The sequence below is a fragment of the Pseudomonas sp. GW823-FHT04A03 genome (genome assembly GCF_058796615.1).
On sequence record NZ_JBXAIV010000013.1, the window covers coordinates 163,878 to 179,985 of the forward strand.

18 protein-coding genes are annotated in these 16,108 nt (G+C 58.8%); 9 read left to right on the plus strand and 9 right to left on the minus strand.

The features are described from left to right. Window positions 1–38: 38 nt before the first annotated feature. The 4 genes from AC1Q9F_RS25340 (at window position 39) to AC1Q9F_RS25355 (ending at window position 3,319) form a co-directional block, all read left to right on the plus strand. Window positions 39–632, plus strand: a complete 594-nt coding sequence (locus AC1Q9F_RS25340; protein ID WP_085612915.1) for an aminodeoxychorismate/anthranilate synthase component II — start codon at window positions 39–41, stop codon at window positions 630–632. A 9-nt stretch (window positions 633–641) separates the two neighbouring features. Then, the gene (gene trpD, locus AC1Q9F_RS25345; RefSeq protein WP_007956310.1) at window positions 642–1,691 is read left to right on the plus strand and encodes an anthranilate phosphoribosyltransferase; all 1,050 of its coding nucleotides are present in this window, start codon (window positions 642–644) and stop codon (window positions 1,689–1,691) included. Then, window positions 1,688–2,524, plus strand: coding sequence for an indole-3-glycerol phosphate synthase TrpC (trpC, locus tag AC1Q9F_RS25350; protein WP_492621186.1), 837 nt, complete (start codon window positions 1,688–1,690; stop codon window positions 2,522–2,524). The genes trpD and trpC overlap by 4 nt, the downstream gene beginning before the upstream one ends. Before the next feature lie 96 nt (window positions 2,525–2,620). Next, window positions 2,621–3,319: a lipoate--protein ligase family protein gene (locus AC1Q9F_RS25355; RefSeq protein ID WP_492621187.1), complete on the plus strand. Its 699-nt coding sequence runs from the start codon at window positions 2,621–2,623 to the stop codon at window positions 3,317–3,319. Between the two features lie 10 nt (window positions 3,320–3,329). Here AC1Q9F_RS25355 and crp read toward each other — a convergent pair whose 3' ends face one another. Continuing rightward, on the minus strand, window positions 3,330–3,974 hold the full coding sequence (gene crp, locus AC1Q9F_RS25360; protein WP_007956313.1) for a cAMP-activated global transcriptional regulator CRP: 645 nt from the start codon (window positions 3,972–3,974) through the stop codon (window positions 3,330–3,332). A gap of 236 nt (window positions 3,975–4,210) precedes the next feature. On the opposite strand from crp, the gene AC1Q9F_RS25365 reads away from it, so the two are divergent. Beyond that, window positions 4,211–4,633 carry an OsmC family protein gene (locus tag AC1Q9F_RS25365; protein WP_186620984.1) on the plus strand — a complete coding sequence of 141 codons (423 nt, stop codon included), beginning with the start codon at window positions 4,211–4,213 and terminating at the stop codon, window positions 4,631–4,633. 237 nt (window positions 4,634–4,870) lie between these two features. Beyond that, the gene (gene speD, locus AC1Q9F_RS25370) at window positions 4,871–5,665 is read left to right on the plus strand and encodes an adenosylmethionine decarboxylase (protein ID WP_007956315.1); all 795 of its coding nucleotides are present in this window, start codon (window positions 4,871–4,873) and stop codon (window positions 5,663–5,665) included. Between the two features lie 61 nt (window positions 5,666–5,726). Here speD and coq7 read toward each other — a convergent pair whose 3' ends face one another. The 6 genes from coq7 to hemJ form a co-directional block, all read right to left on the minus strand. Further along, on the minus strand, window positions 5,727–6,374 hold the full coding sequence (coq7, locus tag AC1Q9F_RS25375) for a 2-polyprenyl-3-methyl-6-methoxy-1,4-benzoquinone monooxygenase (protein WP_007956317.1): 648 nt from the start codon (window positions 6,372–6,374) through the stop codon (window positions 5,727–5,729). Between the two features lie 107 nt (window positions 6,375–6,481). Continuing rightward, a complete protein-coding gene (locus tag AC1Q9F_RS25380) occupies window positions 6,482–6,820 on the minus strand; it encodes a histidine triad nucleotide-binding protein (RefSeq protein ID WP_007956318.1) in 339 nt (112 codons plus the stop codon). Window positions 6,821–6,901: 81 nt separating this feature from the next. Next, window positions 6,902–7,690 carry an SDR family NAD(P)-dependent oxidoreductase gene (locus tag AC1Q9F_RS25385; protein ID WP_207984114.1) on the minus strand — a complete coding sequence of 263 codons (789 nt, stop codon included), beginning with the start codon at window positions 7,688–7,690 and terminating at the stop codon, window positions 6,902–6,904. Window positions 7,691–7,751: 61 nt separating this feature from the next. Continuing rightward, window positions 7,752–8,702 carry a DUF805 domain-containing protein gene (locus AC1Q9F_RS25390; protein WP_492621188.1) on the minus strand — a complete coding sequence of 317 codons (951 nt, stop codon included), beginning with the start codon at window positions 8,700–8,702 and terminating at the stop codon, window positions 7,752–7,754. Between the two features lie 70 nt (window positions 8,703–8,772). Beyond that, entirely contained in the window at window positions 8,773–9,741 is a 969-nt protein-coding gene (locus AC1Q9F_RS25395) for an NAD(P)H-dependent flavin oxidoreductase (protein ID WP_492621189.1), read from the minus strand. A 33-nt stretch (window positions 9,742–9,774) separates the two neighbouring features. Next, window positions 9,775–10,203, minus strand: coding sequence for a protoporphyrinogen oxidase HemJ (hemJ, locus tag AC1Q9F_RS25400; RefSeq protein WP_085709241.1), 429 nt, complete (start codon window positions 10,201–10,203; stop codon window positions 9,775–9,777). 135 nt (window positions 10,204–10,338) lie between these two features. On the opposite strand from hemJ, the gene argC reads away from it, so the two are divergent. Together argC and erpA are read left to right on the plus strand one after the other, a co-directional pair. After that, window positions 10,339–11,373, plus strand: a complete 1,035-nt coding sequence (gene argC / locus AC1Q9F_RS25405) for an N-acetyl-gamma-glutamyl-phosphate reductase (RefSeq protein ID WP_115079390.1) — start codon at window positions 10,339–10,341, stop codon at window positions 11,371–11,373. Between the two features lie 168 nt (window positions 11,374–11,541). Then, complete coding sequence (gene erpA / locus AC1Q9F_RS25410; protein WP_003228776.1) at window positions 11,542–11,892, plus strand: iron-sulfur cluster insertion protein ErpA; 351 nt, start codon at window positions 11,542–11,544, stop codon at window positions 11,890–11,892. A gap of 72 nt (window positions 11,893–11,964) precedes the next feature. Here the strand turns inward: erpA and AC1Q9F_RS25415 are convergent, their stop codons facing one another. Continuing rightward, window positions 11,965–13,056 carry an anhydro-N-acetylmuramic acid kinase gene (locus tag AC1Q9F_RS25415; RefSeq protein ID WP_492621190.1) on the minus strand — a complete coding sequence of 364 codons (1,092 nt, stop codon included), beginning with the start codon at window positions 13,054–13,056 and terminating at the stop codon, window positions 11,965–11,967. Between the two features lie 3 nt (window positions 13,057–13,059). Next, complete coding sequence (locus tag AC1Q9F_RS25420) at window positions 13,060–14,484, minus strand: peptidoglycan DD-metalloendopeptidase family protein (protein WP_492621191.1); 1,425 nt, start codon at window positions 14,482–14,484, stop codon at window positions 13,060–13,062. A gap of 210 nt (window positions 14,485–14,694) precedes the next feature. On the opposite strand from AC1Q9F_RS25420, the gene tyrS reads away from it, so the two are divergent. Further along, on the plus strand, window positions 14,695–15,894 hold the full coding sequence (gene tyrS, locus AC1Q9F_RS25425) for a tyrosine--tRNA ligase (RefSeq protein ID WP_492621192.1): 1,200 nt from the start codon (window positions 14,695–14,697) through the stop codon (window positions 15,892–15,894). Window positions 15,895–16,108 lie beyond the last annotated feature (214 nt).

Below are 16,108 nucleotides of genomic sequence, written 5' to 3' on the forward strand. Positions count from 1 at the left end.
GCTGTCTTCAAGTCAGAATTCAAGAGGTTCGAAACGCCATGTTGCTGATGATCGACAACTACGACTCCTTTACTTACAACGTTGTGCAATACCTCGGCGAGCTGGGTGCCGAGGTCAAGGTGGTGCGCAACGACGAACTGACCATCGCCGAAATCGAAGCGCTCAAACCTGAGCGCATCGTCGTATCCCCGGGCCCGTGCACACCGACCGAAGCCGGTATCTCCATCGAAGCCATCAAGCATTTCGCCGGCAAACTGCCGATCCTCGGCGTCTGCCTCGGTCACCAGTCCATCGGCCAGGCTTTTGGCGGCGATGTCGTCCGCGCCCGGCAGGTGATGCACGGTAAGACTAGCCCGGTATTCCATGAGGACAAGGGCGTGTTTGCCGGTCTGAACCGTCCGCTGACCGTCACCCGCTATCATTCCCTGATCGTCAAACACGAAACGTTGCCCGATTGCCTGGAGCTGACCGCGTGGACCCAGCACGATGACGGTTCGGTCGACGAAATCATGGGCCTGCGTCACAAGACCCTGAACATCGAGGGCGTACAGTTCCACCCGGAATCGATCCTCACCGAACAGGGCCATGAACTGTTTGCCAACTTCCTCAAACAAACCGGCGGCACGCGCTAAGGACTTTCCATGAATATCAAGACAGCCCTGAGCCGTATCGTCGATCACCTCGACCTCAGCACCGATGAAATGCGCGACGTGATGCGCGAAATCATGACCGGCCAATGCACGGACGCGCAGATCGGCGCGTTCATGATGGCCATGCGCATGAAGAGCGAAAGCATCGACGAGATCGTCGGCGCCGTGTCGGTGATGCGCGAACTGGCGGACAAGGTCGAACTCCAGACTCTCGACCGCGTGGTCGATGTGGTCGGCACCGGCGGTGACGGGGCGAACATTTTCAATGTGTCGACCGCGTCTTCCTTCGTGGTTGCCGCGGCTGGCTGCACCGTGGCCAAACACGGTAACCGCGCGGTGTCGGGCAAGAGCGGCAGCGCCGATCTGCTGGAAGCCGCCGGCATCTACCTCAACCTGACCCCGGTTCAGGTGGCGCGCTGCATCGACAACGTCGGCATCGGTTTCATGTTTGCCCAGACTCACCACAAAGCCATGAAGTACGCCGCCGGCCCGCGTCGCGATCTCGGCCTGCGCACCCTGTTCAACATGCTCGGCCCGCTTACGAATCCGGCCGGTGTGAAACATCAGGTGGTGGGCGTGTTCACCCCGGCGCTGTGCCGGCCGTTGGCTGAAGTCTTGCAACGTCTGGGCAGCAAGCACGTGCTGGTGGTGCATTCGAAGGACGGTCTGGACGAGTTCAGTCTGGCGGCGCCGACGTTTGTCGCCGAGCTGAAGGACGATCAGATCACCGAATATTGGGTCGAGCCGGAAGATCTGGGCATGAAGAGCCAGAGCCTGCACGGTCTGTCGGTCGAAGGCCCGGAAGCGTCGCTGGCGCTGATCCGCGATGCACTGGGCAAGCGCAAGACCGAGAACGGTCAGAAGGCTGCCGAAATGATCGTGCTCAATGCCGGTGCGGCGCTGTACGCCGCCGACCTGGCGACAAGTCTGAAAGAGGGCGTGGCGCTGGCCCACGACGCTCTGCACACCGGTCTTGCTCGGGAAAAACTCGAGGAGTTGGGTGCCTTTACCGCGGTATTCAAAGTGGAGAATGAGGGATGAGTGTACCGACGGTTCTGGAAAACATTCTGGCCCGCAAGGTTCAGGAAGTCGCCGAGCGTAGCGCTCGTGTGAGCCTGAGCGAGCTGGAACGTCTGGCCAAGGCGGCCGATGCACCCCGTGGTTTTGCCCAGGCATTGCTGGCGCAGGCCAAGAAGAAACAACCGGCAGTGATCGCCGAAATCAAGAAGGCGTCGCCGAGCAAGGGCGTGATCCGCGAGAACTTCGTTCCTGCCGACATCGCCAAAAGCTACGAGAAGGGCGGGGCGACCTGCCTGTCTGTACTGACCGATATCGACTACTTCCAGGGCGCCGATGCCTACCTGCAGCAGGCCCGCGCGGCGTGCTCGCTGCCGGTGATCCGCAAGGACTTCATGATCGATCCGTACCAGATCGTCGAAGCCCGTGCCCTGGGCGCCGATTGTGTGCTGTTGATCGTCTCCGCGCTGGATGACGTGAAAATGGCCGAACTGGCTTCGGTCGCCAAAGACGTCGGCCTCGATGTGCTGGTGGAAGTGCACGACGGCGATGAGCTGGAACGCGCGTTGAAAACCCTCGACACGCCGCTGGTCGGGGTCAACAACCGCAATCTGCACACCTTTGACGTCAGCCTGGAAACTACCCTCGACCTGCTGCCGCGCATTCCGCGCGATCGTCTGGTGATCACCGAGAGCGGCATTCTCAACCGTGCCGATGTCGAGCTGATGGAAATCAGCGATGTTTACGCGTTCCTGGTCGGCGAAGCGTTCATGCGCGCCGAAAGCCCGGGCATCGAACTGCAGCGTCTGTTCTTCCCTGAGCGCGGCGTTCCGGTGAGCGGTTCGACCCTCGACTGATTGAGTCTTCGCAGGCGCCCGTCCCCTTGTGGGAGCGGGCTTGCCCGCGAAGGCGGCATAAGATTCACCTCAGACTCAACGTCCTATGGAAACCTTATGATCCCCACTTCCCTGACCATCGAAGCCGGCCTCCAAGCCGAACAGGATCTGCTGGCCTCGGTCTGCGCTGGTGATGCCGAATTCGGCTTGCTGTTCTGGCAGCCCAGCGATCGCGCTTTGGTCATGCCGCGCCGTTTGAACCGCTTGCCTGGATTCGATCACGCCTGCGAAGTCTCCGCTGCTGCCGGTTGGCCGGTGTTGCTGCGTGAAACCGGCGGCGAACCTGTTCCGCAATCGGCTTCCACCATCAACATTGCACTGGTCTACGCACCGCCTCGCAGCGAAGGCGATCTGAACCGCATCGAAACCGGTTACCGGCGGCTGTGCGATCCGATCTGTGAGTTGCTGGATGAGTTGGGTGGCACTTCGTCGTTGGGTGAAATCGACGGTGCGTTCTGCGATGGGCGCTTCAACGTCAATCTCGACGGTCGCAAGATGGTCGGCACCGCTCAGCGCTGGCGCCAGAGTCAGGGCGGTCAGCGTCCAGTGGGGTTGGTGCACGGTGCGATGCTGGTGGATGACGAACGTGAGTCGATGGTCGCGGCGGTCAACCGCTTCAATGAGGCGTGTGGTCTGGAGCAACGGGTACGTGCCGCCAGCCACACCGCGCTGCATGAGAAATTCCCGGCGCCCCATGCACTGGCGCGTCTCGATGAACTCTTTCGTTTGATGCTGGCGCAGATCTACGCCGCCTGAGCTTTCGAACTCAGCGAGTGCCGAAGACCACCATGGTCTTGCCTTTCACATCCACCAGGTTGCGTTCCTCAAGATCCTTGAGCACGCGACCGACCATCTCTCGCGAACAGCCGACAATCCGGCCGATTTCCTGACGGGTCACCTTGATCTGCATGCCGTCCGGGTGAGTCATCGCATCCGGTTGTTTGCACAGCTCCAGCAAACAGCGAGCGACACGACCGGTGACATCGAAGAACGCCAGGTCGCCGACCTTGCGGGTGGTGTTGCGCAGGCGTTGTGCGATTTGTCCGCTGAGGACGTAAAGAATGTCTGGATCCTGTTGCGACAGTTCGCGGAACTTGGTGTAGCTGATCTCCGCGACTTCGCATTCAACCTTGGCCCGCACCCAGGCGCTGCGTTGCTGTTCCTGGCCGGCTTCTTCGAACAAACCCAGCTCGCCGAAGAAGTCCCCGGCATTCAGGTACGCGATGATCATCTCGCGGCCGTCGTCGTCCTCGATCAGGATCGTGACCGAACCGCGGATGATGAAGTACAGCGTGTCGGAACGATCCCCGGCGCAGATGATGTTGCTCTTGGCCGCGTGACGCCGGCGCTGACAATGCATCAGCAGCTTGTCGAGGTTCTTGATTTTGGGTGTGGGGGTAATACCAACCATGGTTGTATCCCGAAAAGACTGCACGGTTATATTTGGTTTTTATATGAGGCGCTGAGGCGGTCACTACACAGTCTGGCAAAGGCGCCAGTGAATTGGCGCCAGCTTACCAGACACTTCGTCGAAATTTCGAGAAATCACCTACGTTAAAGGTGCATTCGTCCCAGGAACGTGCTCGCTGTCCGGGCGGGGCCCTGTGCTAAGCTGGCGACCCTTTTTTCTACAGTGGAGTCTTGGCGATGAAGGCACGCATCCAATGGGCTGGCGAAGCCATGTTCCTCGGCGAATCCGGCAGCGGTCATGTCGTGGTCATGGACGGTCCGCCGGACGCCGGTGGTCGTAACCTGGGTGTCCGCCCGATGGAAATGCTCCTGCTGGGCGTCGGCGGTTGCAGCAATTTCGACGTGGTCAGCATTTTGAAGAAGTCCCGTCAGGCCGTTGAAAGCTGCGAAGCCTTTCTGGAAGCCGAACGCGCGACCGAAGATCCGAAAGTGTTCACCAGGATCCACATGCACTTTGTGGTCAAGGGCCGTGGCCTGAAAGAAGCCCAAGTCAAACGCGCGATCGAACTGTCTGCCGAGAAGTATTGCTCGGCCTCGATCATGCTCGGCGCAGCCGGCGTAGCGATCACCCACGACTACGAAATCGTTGAACTCGGCTGAGCCGACATTCAACTATCATAAAAGCAGTGCAGACTCTGGCGATCCCCCGCTGACGTCTGCATAATGCGCCACTTTTTTCAGGGCCGTGATCAGTCAACCGACGGGTCATCCGCCTGAACAGATAACCAAAATCGCCATCGCGAAGAGGTGTTAACCGTCCTACGCAGGTGCGTTGTTCGCACTTGACGGGCATGCTTGATCACGCGGCCGTGCCGCATACATAGAGAGTTTTTAACGGTGAAAAGCAAACTCAAGCTCCACGGGTTCAATAACCTGACAAAGACCTTGAGCTTCAACATCTATGACATCTGCTACGCGGAAACCCCGCAAGACCAGCAGGCTTACGTCGAGTACATCAATCAAGAGTACAACGCCGAACGCCTGACGCAGATCCTCACGGAAGTTGTCGAAATCATTGGTGCCAACATTCTGAACATCGCGAGTCAGAACTATGAGCCTCAGGGTGCCAGCGTCACGATTCTGATCTCGGAAGAGCCGGTGACCCCGACCGAAAGCCAGATCGAAGAGTCCCCGGGCCCGTTGCCCGAAATCATCCTGGCCCACCTCGACAAGAGCCACATCACGGTGCACACCTACCCGGAAATCCATCCGGACGCCGGTATCGCGACCTTCCGTGTGGACATCGACGTGTCGACCTGTGGTGTCATTTCACCGCTCAAAGCGCTCAATTTCCTCATTCACCAGTTCGATTCGGACATCGTGACCGTGGATTACCGTGTGCGCGGCTTCACCCGTGACGTTGAAGGCAACAAGCACTTCATCGACCACGAGATCAACTCGATCCAGAACTACCTCTCCGAAGACACCCGCGACGCGTACCAGATGACCGACGTGAACGTGTACCAGGAAAACCTGTTCCACACCAAAATGCTGCTGAAGAACTTCGAACTGGACAACTACCTGTTCGGCGATGCCACCAGCAATCTGTCCTCCGAGCAACGTGCTCAGGTGACCGAGCGTGTGAAACACGAAATGCTGGAAATTTTCTACGCGCGCAATATGCCGAGCTAAGAAATCCGGGCACAAAAAAAGGCGACTGCTTTGCGGCAGTCGCCTTTTTTATGAGCGTTTTTCAGATCCGGTAAGTGCTCTTGGTCATCACTTTGGCCAACAGGCTCATGCCGAACTTCACCGGCGCCGGGAAACGGAAACCGCCGGCCTCCAGCGCACTTTCCGCGTGATGTTCTTCATCTATACGCATCTGTTCCAGAATCGCCCGGGATTTTTCGTCCTCGGCCGGCAGTTGCTCCAGATGCTCGTTCAGATGCTTGCAAACCTGATGCTCGGTGGCGGCGACAAAACCGAGGCTGACCTTGTCGCTGATCAGTCCGGCGACTGCGCCGATGCCGAACGACATACCGTAGAACAGTGGGTTGAGCACACTGGTGTGGCTGCCCAACTGGTGAATGCGCTGTTCGCACCAGACCAGATGATCGATCTCTTCTTCGGCTGCATGCTCCATGGCCTCGCGCACCTGTGGCAGCTTGGCGGTCAGCGCCTGGCCCTGATACAGCGCCTGGGCGCAGACTTCACCGGTGTGGTTGATGCGCATCAGACCGGCGACGTGTCGGGTGTCCTCATCGCTCATCTGCACATCGGGCTGCACGATTGCCGGCGACGGACGGTACGGCTGGCCGCTGAAGGGCAGCAAGGTACGCATCGCGGCATCGGCTTGCAGCAGAAGACGATCAATGGGCGAGTAGTGACGTTGGGTAGTCATGCTGACCTCCGGGAAGAATCTCGGCGGCCAGTTTAACCGAATCGGCCGGGGAAGGTTTGCGCTGGGTCATGTGGGAGCAGGGCGCTCCCACATATCTCTGGGTTCGATCAGCCCGGAGGCCAGTTCATCTGGCGTTGACCGAGCACGTGCATGTGAATGTGGTAGACCGTCTGCCCGCCCATTTCATTGCAGTTCATCACCACCCGGAAGCCTTCCTCGCAACCCAGCTCCAGCGCCAGACGCTGGGCGGTGAACAGAATATGCCCGGCCAGTGCCTTGTCGTCTTCCGTCAGGTCGTTGAGAGTACGCACCGGTTTCTTCGGGATCACCAGAAAATGCACCGGTGCCTGTGGGGCGATATCGTGGAACGCCAGAACCTGGTCGTCCTCGTAAATGATCTTCGCCGGGATTTCCCGGTTGATGATCTTGGTGAACAGAGTATCCACAGCTGTTTTCTCCGTTGTTTGGGCTGGCCTGAGTGTACTCATAGGAGGATTAGCCCGCCCAGTGTTTTGCCGTAGGGCTTTTCAGCGCGGGCAGTAAGCCTTGTTGACCATGCCGACAATCGTTCGATTGAGCCAGCGCGAACCGAGCCGAGGCAGAAAGGCGAACCAGCGGTTTCGGCGTCCGGGAATGATGATTGCGCGGTTTTTCTCCAGGGCGCGCACGGTATATAGCGCAACCTCCTCGGGACTCATCATCAGTTTGCTGGCGTTGAGTTTGTCGTTGTTCAGTTGCGCGGTGCGAAAGAACGCGGTGCGGGTCGGGCCGGGGCAGAGCACCGACACCTTGACCGCACACTTCTTCAATTCCACCCGCAGTGCTTCCGAGAAGTGCAGAACATACGCCTTGCTGGCGTAGTAGGTGCTCATCCAGGGCCCGGGGTTGAAGGCGGCCACCGACGCGACATTGAGAATCTGCCCGCCACCCTGCAACGCCATGCTGTTGCCGATGGCATGGCAGAGGCGGGTGAGGGCGAGGATGTTCACTTCGATCAGGTCCTGTTCGGTCATCCAGTCCTGCGCCAGGAACGGGCCGCAAGTGCCGATGCCGGCGCAATTGACCAGCAGATCGATTTGCCGATCGCCTTCTTCAAGCTCCAGCAGGAAACCGGACAGGCGCAGCGGCTCACCCAGGTCACAGGCGCGAAACAGAACCTCCACGCCGAAGCGCTGGGTCAGTTCAATCGCAATGCTTTCCAGCTGATCACGCTGGCGAGCCACCAGAATCAGGCTGCGGCCACGGCGCGCCAAGGCTTCGGCCATGGCCAGGCCGATGCCGCTGGAGGCGCCGGTGATCAGTGCGTAACGGGTCATGCAAATCTCCATCGCAACAGCGCCGCGCCGTGGACGCAGGTGTCACGGCGGGGAGCGTTGTTCATTCTTTCGCAGAGTCTACAGGGGCGAGGGCGGCTTCGGCTGCATCGTCTGCCGAATTCGTGGCGGGCTCGACTTCGACATCGATTTCATCGGTGGTCACCGAACCGCTCTCGTAGCTGCTTTCAAGGCTGCTTTCATATTCCTGCTGGATGGCGGTAATTCCGCCCAGCATGCCGCCCATGAAAAACAGCCCGATAAACACGATCCACAGCGAACACAGCACTTTGACTGCCGTGCTGTTCGGCGGAGGTGGTGGGCCATAGCGGTTGGCGCCGGTATTGCCCGGCACGACCATAATCACCAGCGGGAAGAAACTGCCTACGAATGGCACCAAAGTCAGCAGCCAGAGCCACCCCGACCAGCCGATATCGTGCAAGCGCTGGATGCTGAACAGGATCCCGACAATCGCGAAGGCCAGAAACAGGAAGAAGGCGAGGAGGCCGCCGATGATCAGGCCGGTGGTCGAGTCGGCGCTCACCAGGCCCAGGCCGATCAGTGCGAACACGCTGACGATTGGCAGGGCGACGAGGCTCAACACCATCGACCATGCCAGGTAACGCAAGCGGCCGATCCGGCCTTCAACACTGAACGGCTTGAGAGGCGCGAATGCCGGCAGGTTTTCACCGACGGCGGCGCGAGGAGGCGCATATGGCGAGTCAGGCTCCGCGACGGCGGCGCCTTGCTCGTGGACATCCGACAGATTCAGCTCAATGGTCGTTTCCGTTTCGATCCGGGCATCGATCCCGGTCTTGCCCAGCGCTTGCAGATAAGTCTGCGCATCGCTGTGGGACAAGTCACGCTTGAGCGCGACGGTGCGGCCATTGAACAGGCGCTCGATGGCGGCGACATCGCTTTTGAACAGATCGGCCAGGTTGAGCTTGGCCGTGGTGATATCGACGCCGGGCTGGAGCGCGCCGTCGAAAACGATCTTGTAACGGGGTTCGCTCATGGCCGAGGCATCCTTGTCGCGAGATAAATTGAGTCTAAGGCCAGTCAGACAGCGACTGGCCGGGTTTCTTTCAGCGTGGCCAGCGTTTCGGCAGTTGCGCTGCGTGCTCCAGGGCCTGGCGGTATTCGGCGTCGAGACGCGCCACCAGTTGATCCACGCTTGGCAGATCGTCGATCTGGCCTACGCCCTGGCCTGCTGACCACACGGTTTTCCAGGCCTTGGCTTCGTCGTTGATCGGCTTGAGCTTGTCGCCGAAATTCACTTCACCCTTGCCTTGCAGGGCTGCCATGTCGAAACCGGCGGCCTCCAGGCTTTGACGCATGAAACTGGCCGGTACACCGGACACGGCAGGAGTATGAATGATGTCAGCGGCTTTGGCAGTCAGCAGCATCTCCTTGTAGGCGTCAGGCGCATGACTTTCAGTGGTGCCGATAAATCGCGTGCCGAAGTAGGCCAGATCCGCGCCGAGCAGTTGTGCGGCGAGAATCTCATGCCCATGGTTCAAACATCCTGCAAGCAACAGGGTCTTGTCGAAGAACTCGCGGATCTCGGCGATCAGCGAAAACGGACTCCAGGTCCCGGCGTGCCCACCGGCACCCGCTGCGACCGCGATCAAGCCATCAACACCGGCCTCGGCAGCTTTCTCGGCATGGCGACGGGTCGTCACGTCATGGAAGACCAGGCCGCCGTAACTGTGCACCGCATCCACCAACTCTTTGACGGCACCGAGGCTGGTGATGACGATGGGGACTTTGTGCTCGACGCAGATGTTCAGGTCAGCCTGCAGACGCGGATTGCTCTTGTGAACAATCAGGTTTACCGCGTATGGCGCCGGGTTCTCCAATGTCGCCAGCCCTGCCTCGATCTGCTCCAGCCAGGCTTTGAACCCGCTGCTTTCGCGTTGGTTCAGCGCCGGGAAGCTGCCAACCACGCCGTTGCGGCAGCACGCCAGCACCAGTTCAGGATTGGAGATCAGGAACATCGGCGCTGCCACAACAGGCAGGCGCAGACGTTGTTCGAGCAGAGCGGGCAGCGACATCGGAAGTACCCCGGAAAGTTGTATTTGTTGAAGTTAGAACGGCTTGACCACGACCAGAATTACGATAGCCAGCAATATCAGAACCGGCACTTCATTGAACCAGCGATAAAAGACATGGCTGCGGGTGTTCTCGCCACGGGCAAAACGTTTTACTTGCGCGCCGCACATGTGGTGATAACCGATCAGCAACACGACCAGGGTCAGTTTGGCGTGGATCCAGCCACCGCTACTGAAGATGCTCGGGTTCAGGTAGATCAGCCAGCCGCCGAAGATCAACGCGGCGATCATCGCCGGGCCCATGATGCCGCGATACAGCTTGCGCTCCATGACGCTGAAGCGTTCCTTGCTGATCGTGTCTTCACTTTGTGCGTGATAAACGAACAGTCGCGGAAGATAGAAGAGGCCGGCAAACCAGCACACGATGCTGACGATATGAAGCGCTTTGATCCACAGATAGAGCATTTTTGGTTATTCCCTAATTCACGGTAGGCCGGATAGTAGAGGCTTGAGCGTCCGCACGTCACCTTGACGGTTGTCGCAGGGGCGCGCGGCCCCTATTATCGACGGCTTTCCAGTGGGTTCGTTGAGGGCAGGTTTATGGTCAAGGTCGGTATCGTCGGCGGCACGGGTTACACCGGTGTCGAACTGCTGCGTCTGTTGGCACAGCATCCGCAGGCAGAAGTGGTGGTAATCACTTCCCGATCCGAGGCCGGTCTGGCCGTGGCTGATATGTACCCGAACCTGCGCGGTCACTACGACGGTCTGGCATTCAGCGTGCCGGACATCAAGACGCTGGGCGCTTGCGACGTGGTGTTCTTCGCCACTCCGCACGGCGTTGCCCACGCACTGGCCGGCGAGTTGCTGGCGGCCGGCACCAAGGTCATCGACCTGTCGGCAGACTTCCGTCTGCAGGACGCCGATGAATGGGCCAAGTGGTACGGCCAGCCGCACGGCGCGCCAGAGCTGCTGGACGAAGCGGTTTACGGCTTGCCGGAAGTCAATCGTGAGCAAATCAAGAAAGCACGCCTGATTGCGGTGCCGGGTTGCTATCCGACTGCGACGCAGCTGGGCTTCCTGCCGTTGCTTGAGGCGGGCATTGCCGACGCTTCGCACCTGATCGCCGACTGCAAGTCCGGTGTCAGCGGTGCCGGTCGTGGCGCTGCCGTAGGTTCGCTGTACTCCGAGACGTCGGAAAGCATGAAGGCCTATGCGGTGAAAGGTCACCGTCATCTGCCGGAAATTCGCCAGGGGCTGCGTCGTGCCGCAGGCAAGGATGTCGGTCTGACTTTCGTGCCACACCTGACGCCGATGATCCGTGGCATTCACTCCACGCTCTACGCGACCGTGGTAGATCGCTCGGTGGATCTGCAGGCGCTGTTCGAGAAGCGTTATGCCAATGAGCCGTTCGTCGATGTGATGCCGGCCGGCAGCCATCCGGAAACCCGCAGCGTGCGTGGCGCCAACGTCTGCCGCATCGCGGTTCATCGTCCACAGGATGGTGATCTGGTGGTGGTGTTGTCGGTGATCGACAATCTGGTCAAGGGCGCGTCGGGTCAGGCGGTGCAGAACATGAACATCCTGTTCGGTCTGGATGAGCGTTTTGGCCTGTCCCACGCCGGCATGTTGCCGTAACGACTGATCTTGCTTGGTAAAAAGGCCCGTCCAACGGGCCTTTTTGCATTCTGGTCGGTTGATCAGCTTTATTGATATACCGTAACAATAGTTGACCGATTTTCTAGGACAAGCGGATAATGCGCGTCATCACGCATTATGGCGGCGTAACGCCGGGAGATAGTCAGCATGAGCGTCGAATCCTTCACCCCCACGGCTTTGCAATTCACTCAAGGTGCCGCGCACAAGGTGAAGAGCCTGGTCGATGAAGAGGGGAATGATCGCTTGAAGCTGCGCGTATTCGTTACGGGCGGCGGTTGTTCAGGGTTTCAGTACGGCTTCACCTTCGATGAAGATGTGGCCGAGGACGACACCATCGTCGAGCGCGAAGGCGTCAGTCTGGTTGTCGATCCGATGAGCTTCCAGTACCTGGCAGGTGCCGAGGTGGATTATCAGGAAGGTCTGGAAGGTTCGCGTTTCGTGATCAAGAACCCGAATGCCACCACCACTTGTGGTTGCGGCTCCTCGTTCTCGATCTGATCGCGTTTCACCGTACACAATAAAACGCCGCAGAACCTCACGGTTCTGCGGCGTTTTGTTATCTGCGATTTGTCAGTTGGGGTAGATGGCGCCGAGTACGCGCAGGCCTTTGGCGCCGGTGACGCTCGGGCGATTGGCGGCGATCCCTTCCAGACAGCAGTGGGCCAGCCAGGCGAAGGCCATGGCCTCGACCCAGTCCGGATCGACGCCGTGTGTCGCGGTGCTGGCGACTTTGGCGTTGGGTAGCAGGTCGGCCAAGCGCTTCATCAGCATGGCGTTGTGGGCGCCGCCCCCGCAGACCAGGAGCTCTTCGGTATTCGATTGAGCGCTTTGCAGCGATTCGACGATGGTCAGCGCCGTCAGTTCGAGCAGCGTCGCCTGTACGTTTTCGGGTGCGAAACCTGGCAGGCGCGACAGTTGCTGCTCCAGCCACGGCAGGTTGAAGACCTCGCGGCCGGTGCTCTTCGGGCCTTGGGTCACGAAAAAAGGATCGCTGAGCAGGGCTTTCAGCAGGGTCGGTTCGACTTTACCGCTGGCTGCCCACTGCCCGTTACGGTCGTAGTTCTCGCCCCGTTGCTGATGAATCCAGGCATCCATCAGCACATTCCCCGGCCCGCAGTCGAAACCGGCTACAGGCTTGTTCGGCTCGATCAGACTGAGATTGCTGAAACCGCCGATATTCAAGACCGCGCGGTTGCCGGTATGCTCTTCGAATAGTGCTTCATGAAAGGCAGGAACCAGCGGAGCGCCTTGGCCGCCGGCGGCCACATCGCGGCTGCGGAAGTCACTGACGACTGTAATGCCGGTCAGCTCGGTCAGCAGGGCGGGGTTGCCGATCTGCACGGTGAAACCACGCGCCGGTTCGTGGCGAATGGTCTGGCCGTGGCTGCCGATCGCGCGAATGGCTTCAGGCTTAAGCTGTTGCCGTTCGAGGAGGGTATGGATCCCTTGCGCGGCGAGCTTCACCCAGTTCTGCTGGGCAATCGCCGAACGGGCGATTTCGTCAGGGCCGCTCGCGCACAAGCCAAGCAGCTCGGCGCGCAGGGTTTCAGGCATGGGGATGTAGTGCGTGGCGACCAGATTGATCGCCGAGGATTGCTCGATCAGGGCGATGTCCAGCCCGTCGAGACTGGTGCCGGACATCACGCCGATATACAGAGCCATTGCTTAGCGCTTGCTCGAAGCCAGCATGGTGGCTTTTTCCTGGTCCATGCGAGCCATGAGTGGCTGGCTCTGCGCCAGGAAGCGGGCGCGTTCGGATTTGGCGATCGGGTCGGCCATCGGCAGTTTCTGCCCCAATGGGTCGACGTGAACACCGTTGACCTGGAACTCATAGTGCAGGTGCGGGCCCGTGGACAGGCCGGTGGTACCGATATAACCGATCACCTGGCCCTGTTTGACGGTACCGCCGGTCTTCACGCCTTTGGCGAAGCCCTGCATGTGGCCGTACAGCGTGCGGTAAGTGTTGCCGTGCTGGATGATCACGGTGTTGCCGTAACCACCGCGACGGCCGGCCAGCAGCACTTTGCCGTCGCCGGCAGCCTTGATCGGCGTGCCACGTGGGGCGGCGTAGTCAACGCCTTTGTGGGCGCGGATCTTGTTGAGAATCGGGTGTTTGCGGCCCATGGAGAACTTGGAGCTGATGCGGGCGAAGTCCACCGGTGTACGGATGAACGCCTTGCGCATGCTGTTGCCATCGGCGGTGTAGTAGCTGCTGTTGCCCTGCTTGTTGGTGTAACGCACGGCGGTGTAAGTCTTGCCGCGGTTGGTGAAGCGGGCGGACAGGATCGGACCGTTGCCAACGGCTTTGCCGTTGACCACTTTCTGTTCATAGATCACATCGAACTCATCGCCCTGACGGATATCCTGGGCGAAGTCGACGTCGTAGCCAAACACGCTGGCCATGTCCATGGTCAGGCTGTGGGACAGGCCCGCGCGGGCAGCGGACTGCGACAGCGAGCTGTTGATTACACCGTGTACATAAGCAGTTCGAACAGTCGGTTTGGCGGTAACGCGGTTGAACACATAACCCTTGTCGTTCTTGGTCAGGGTGATGGTTTCAACGTCGCTGACCTTGCTGTGCAGGTTGGTCAGTTGGCCTTGTGGATTCAATTCGAATTCGAGTTTCTGGCCATGTTTGAGCTGGCTGAACTGCTTGGCTTGTTTGTCGCTGGCCAGCACTTCATGGACGGCTGCGGCCGGGAGGCCGACTTTCTCGAACAGTGTAGAAAGCGTATCGCCCTTGGAGACGATCACTTCCCTGTGATTTGGAGCCTTCTTTTCTTCGGCTACCGGTGTCGGTGCCGGTGCAGCCTGAGCGGTTTCCTGCGGCTCTTCGGCGCTGTTTTCGATCTGTGCGAAAGGAGAAGCTACGGATTCGTTTGTGGCTTGAGTCGCGTCGGCAGCGTCTTGATCTTGTGTCAGTTGTTCAGCAGGACTTTCCAGTTCAAGGCTCAGCGTTGTCTTTTTGGCTTCAACATCACTGGATGGAAACACCAGGAGCGCCAGACTGAGAAGGGCGGCGATCCCACTTGCGGCGAGCAGGTGGGTCTTCGGGTAAAGCGGTGGCGCTTTAGACGGTTCAGTGGTCATAAGTAATTTGACTTTGAAAAAGATGAATTGGAAAAGATGAATGACATGATGAAGATGAAATAACTGTATAAAATATAACCAAATCATCCCTGAAGCAAGTCTGCGGACGCCCTGTCTGTGGATTGGCGTCCGTGCGCCGGGCAAAACTTGTATTTGGTGCGCGATCTTGTATGGTTGGTTCCCTTTGAATCTGAGCCTTGCGGGTCTGTTATGAAGTCGGTTGAAGAGCAGCTAGCGCTGATTAAACGTGGTGCGGAAGAACTGTTGGTCGAGTCCGAGCTGATCGAAAAGCTCAAGCGTGGCCAGCCGCTGCGAATCAAGGCCGGCTTCGATCCAACTGCGCCGGATCTGCACCTTGGTCACACTGTGCTTATTAATAAGCTGCGCCAGTTCCAGGAACTGGGGCATCAGGTGATCTTCCTTATTGGTGATTTCACCGGAATGATCGGTGATCCGAGCGGCAAGAGCGCCACTCGCCCTCCATTGACCCGTGAGCAGGTTCTGGAAAACGCCGAGACCTACAAGACTCAGGTGTTCAAGATTCTTGATCCGGCGAAAACCGAAGTCGCGTTCAACTCCACCTGGATGGATCAGATGGGCCCGGCGGACTTTATTCGTCTGACTTCGCAGTACACCGTTGCTCGTATGCTTGAGCGTGACGACTTCGACAAGCGCTACACCACCAATCAGCCGATCGCTATTCACGAATTCCTCTATCCGCTGGTGCAGGGTTATGACTCGGTTGCTTTGCGCGCTGACGTTGAGCTGGGTGGTACCGATCAGAAGTTCAACCTGCTGATGGGGCGTGAGCTGCAGCGTGGTTATGGTCAGGAAGCGCAGTGCATCCTGACGATGCCGTTGCTTGAAGGTCTGGATGGCGTGAAGAAGATGTCCAAGTCGTTGGGCAACTACGTCGGTATCCAGGAAGCGCCGGGTGTCATGTACAGCAAGCTGGTTTCGATTCCCGATGTGTTGATGTGGCGCTACTTCGAGTTGCTCAGCTTCCGTTCGATGGATGAGATCAATGCGTTCCGTGCTGATGTAGAGGCGGGCGCTAATCCTCGCGATATCAAGATCAAGCTGGCCGAAGAGATTGTTGCGCGCTTCCATGGTGAAGAGGCTGCGGCCAATGCTCACCGTGGTGCGGGTAATCGTATGAAAGATGGTGAGTTGCCGGATGATCTGCCGGAGGTCGAACTGACTGCTGCCGAGGATATGCCGATTGCTGCTGTCCTTAATAAGGCAGGCTTGGTGAAGAACTCGGCGGCTGCTCGTGATCTGCTGGCTTCCGGCGGTGTACGTATAGATGGTGAAGTGGTTGATCGTTCCTTTATATGCGTACTGGGCGCTACTCACGTTTGCCAAGCGGGTAAGAAGGCTTTTGCGCGGATTACGCTGAAATCTGAGTAAATTTGAAATAAGGGGTTGACGGCGAATTCTAGAGGTCTATAATTCGCCCCACTTCCGGCGCAGTCGAAACGGAAAACTCCTTGAGATTCAATGAGTTAAGCAGGTTTCGAGAGCGGGTCGCTTCAGTTCATCGAAGTCTGGAAGGAGTTGGAAATGCCGGTTTACTTGGCGCTTTCAACGGTTCGATCTTCTCGGTCGAAAGCGGAGAAAAAGA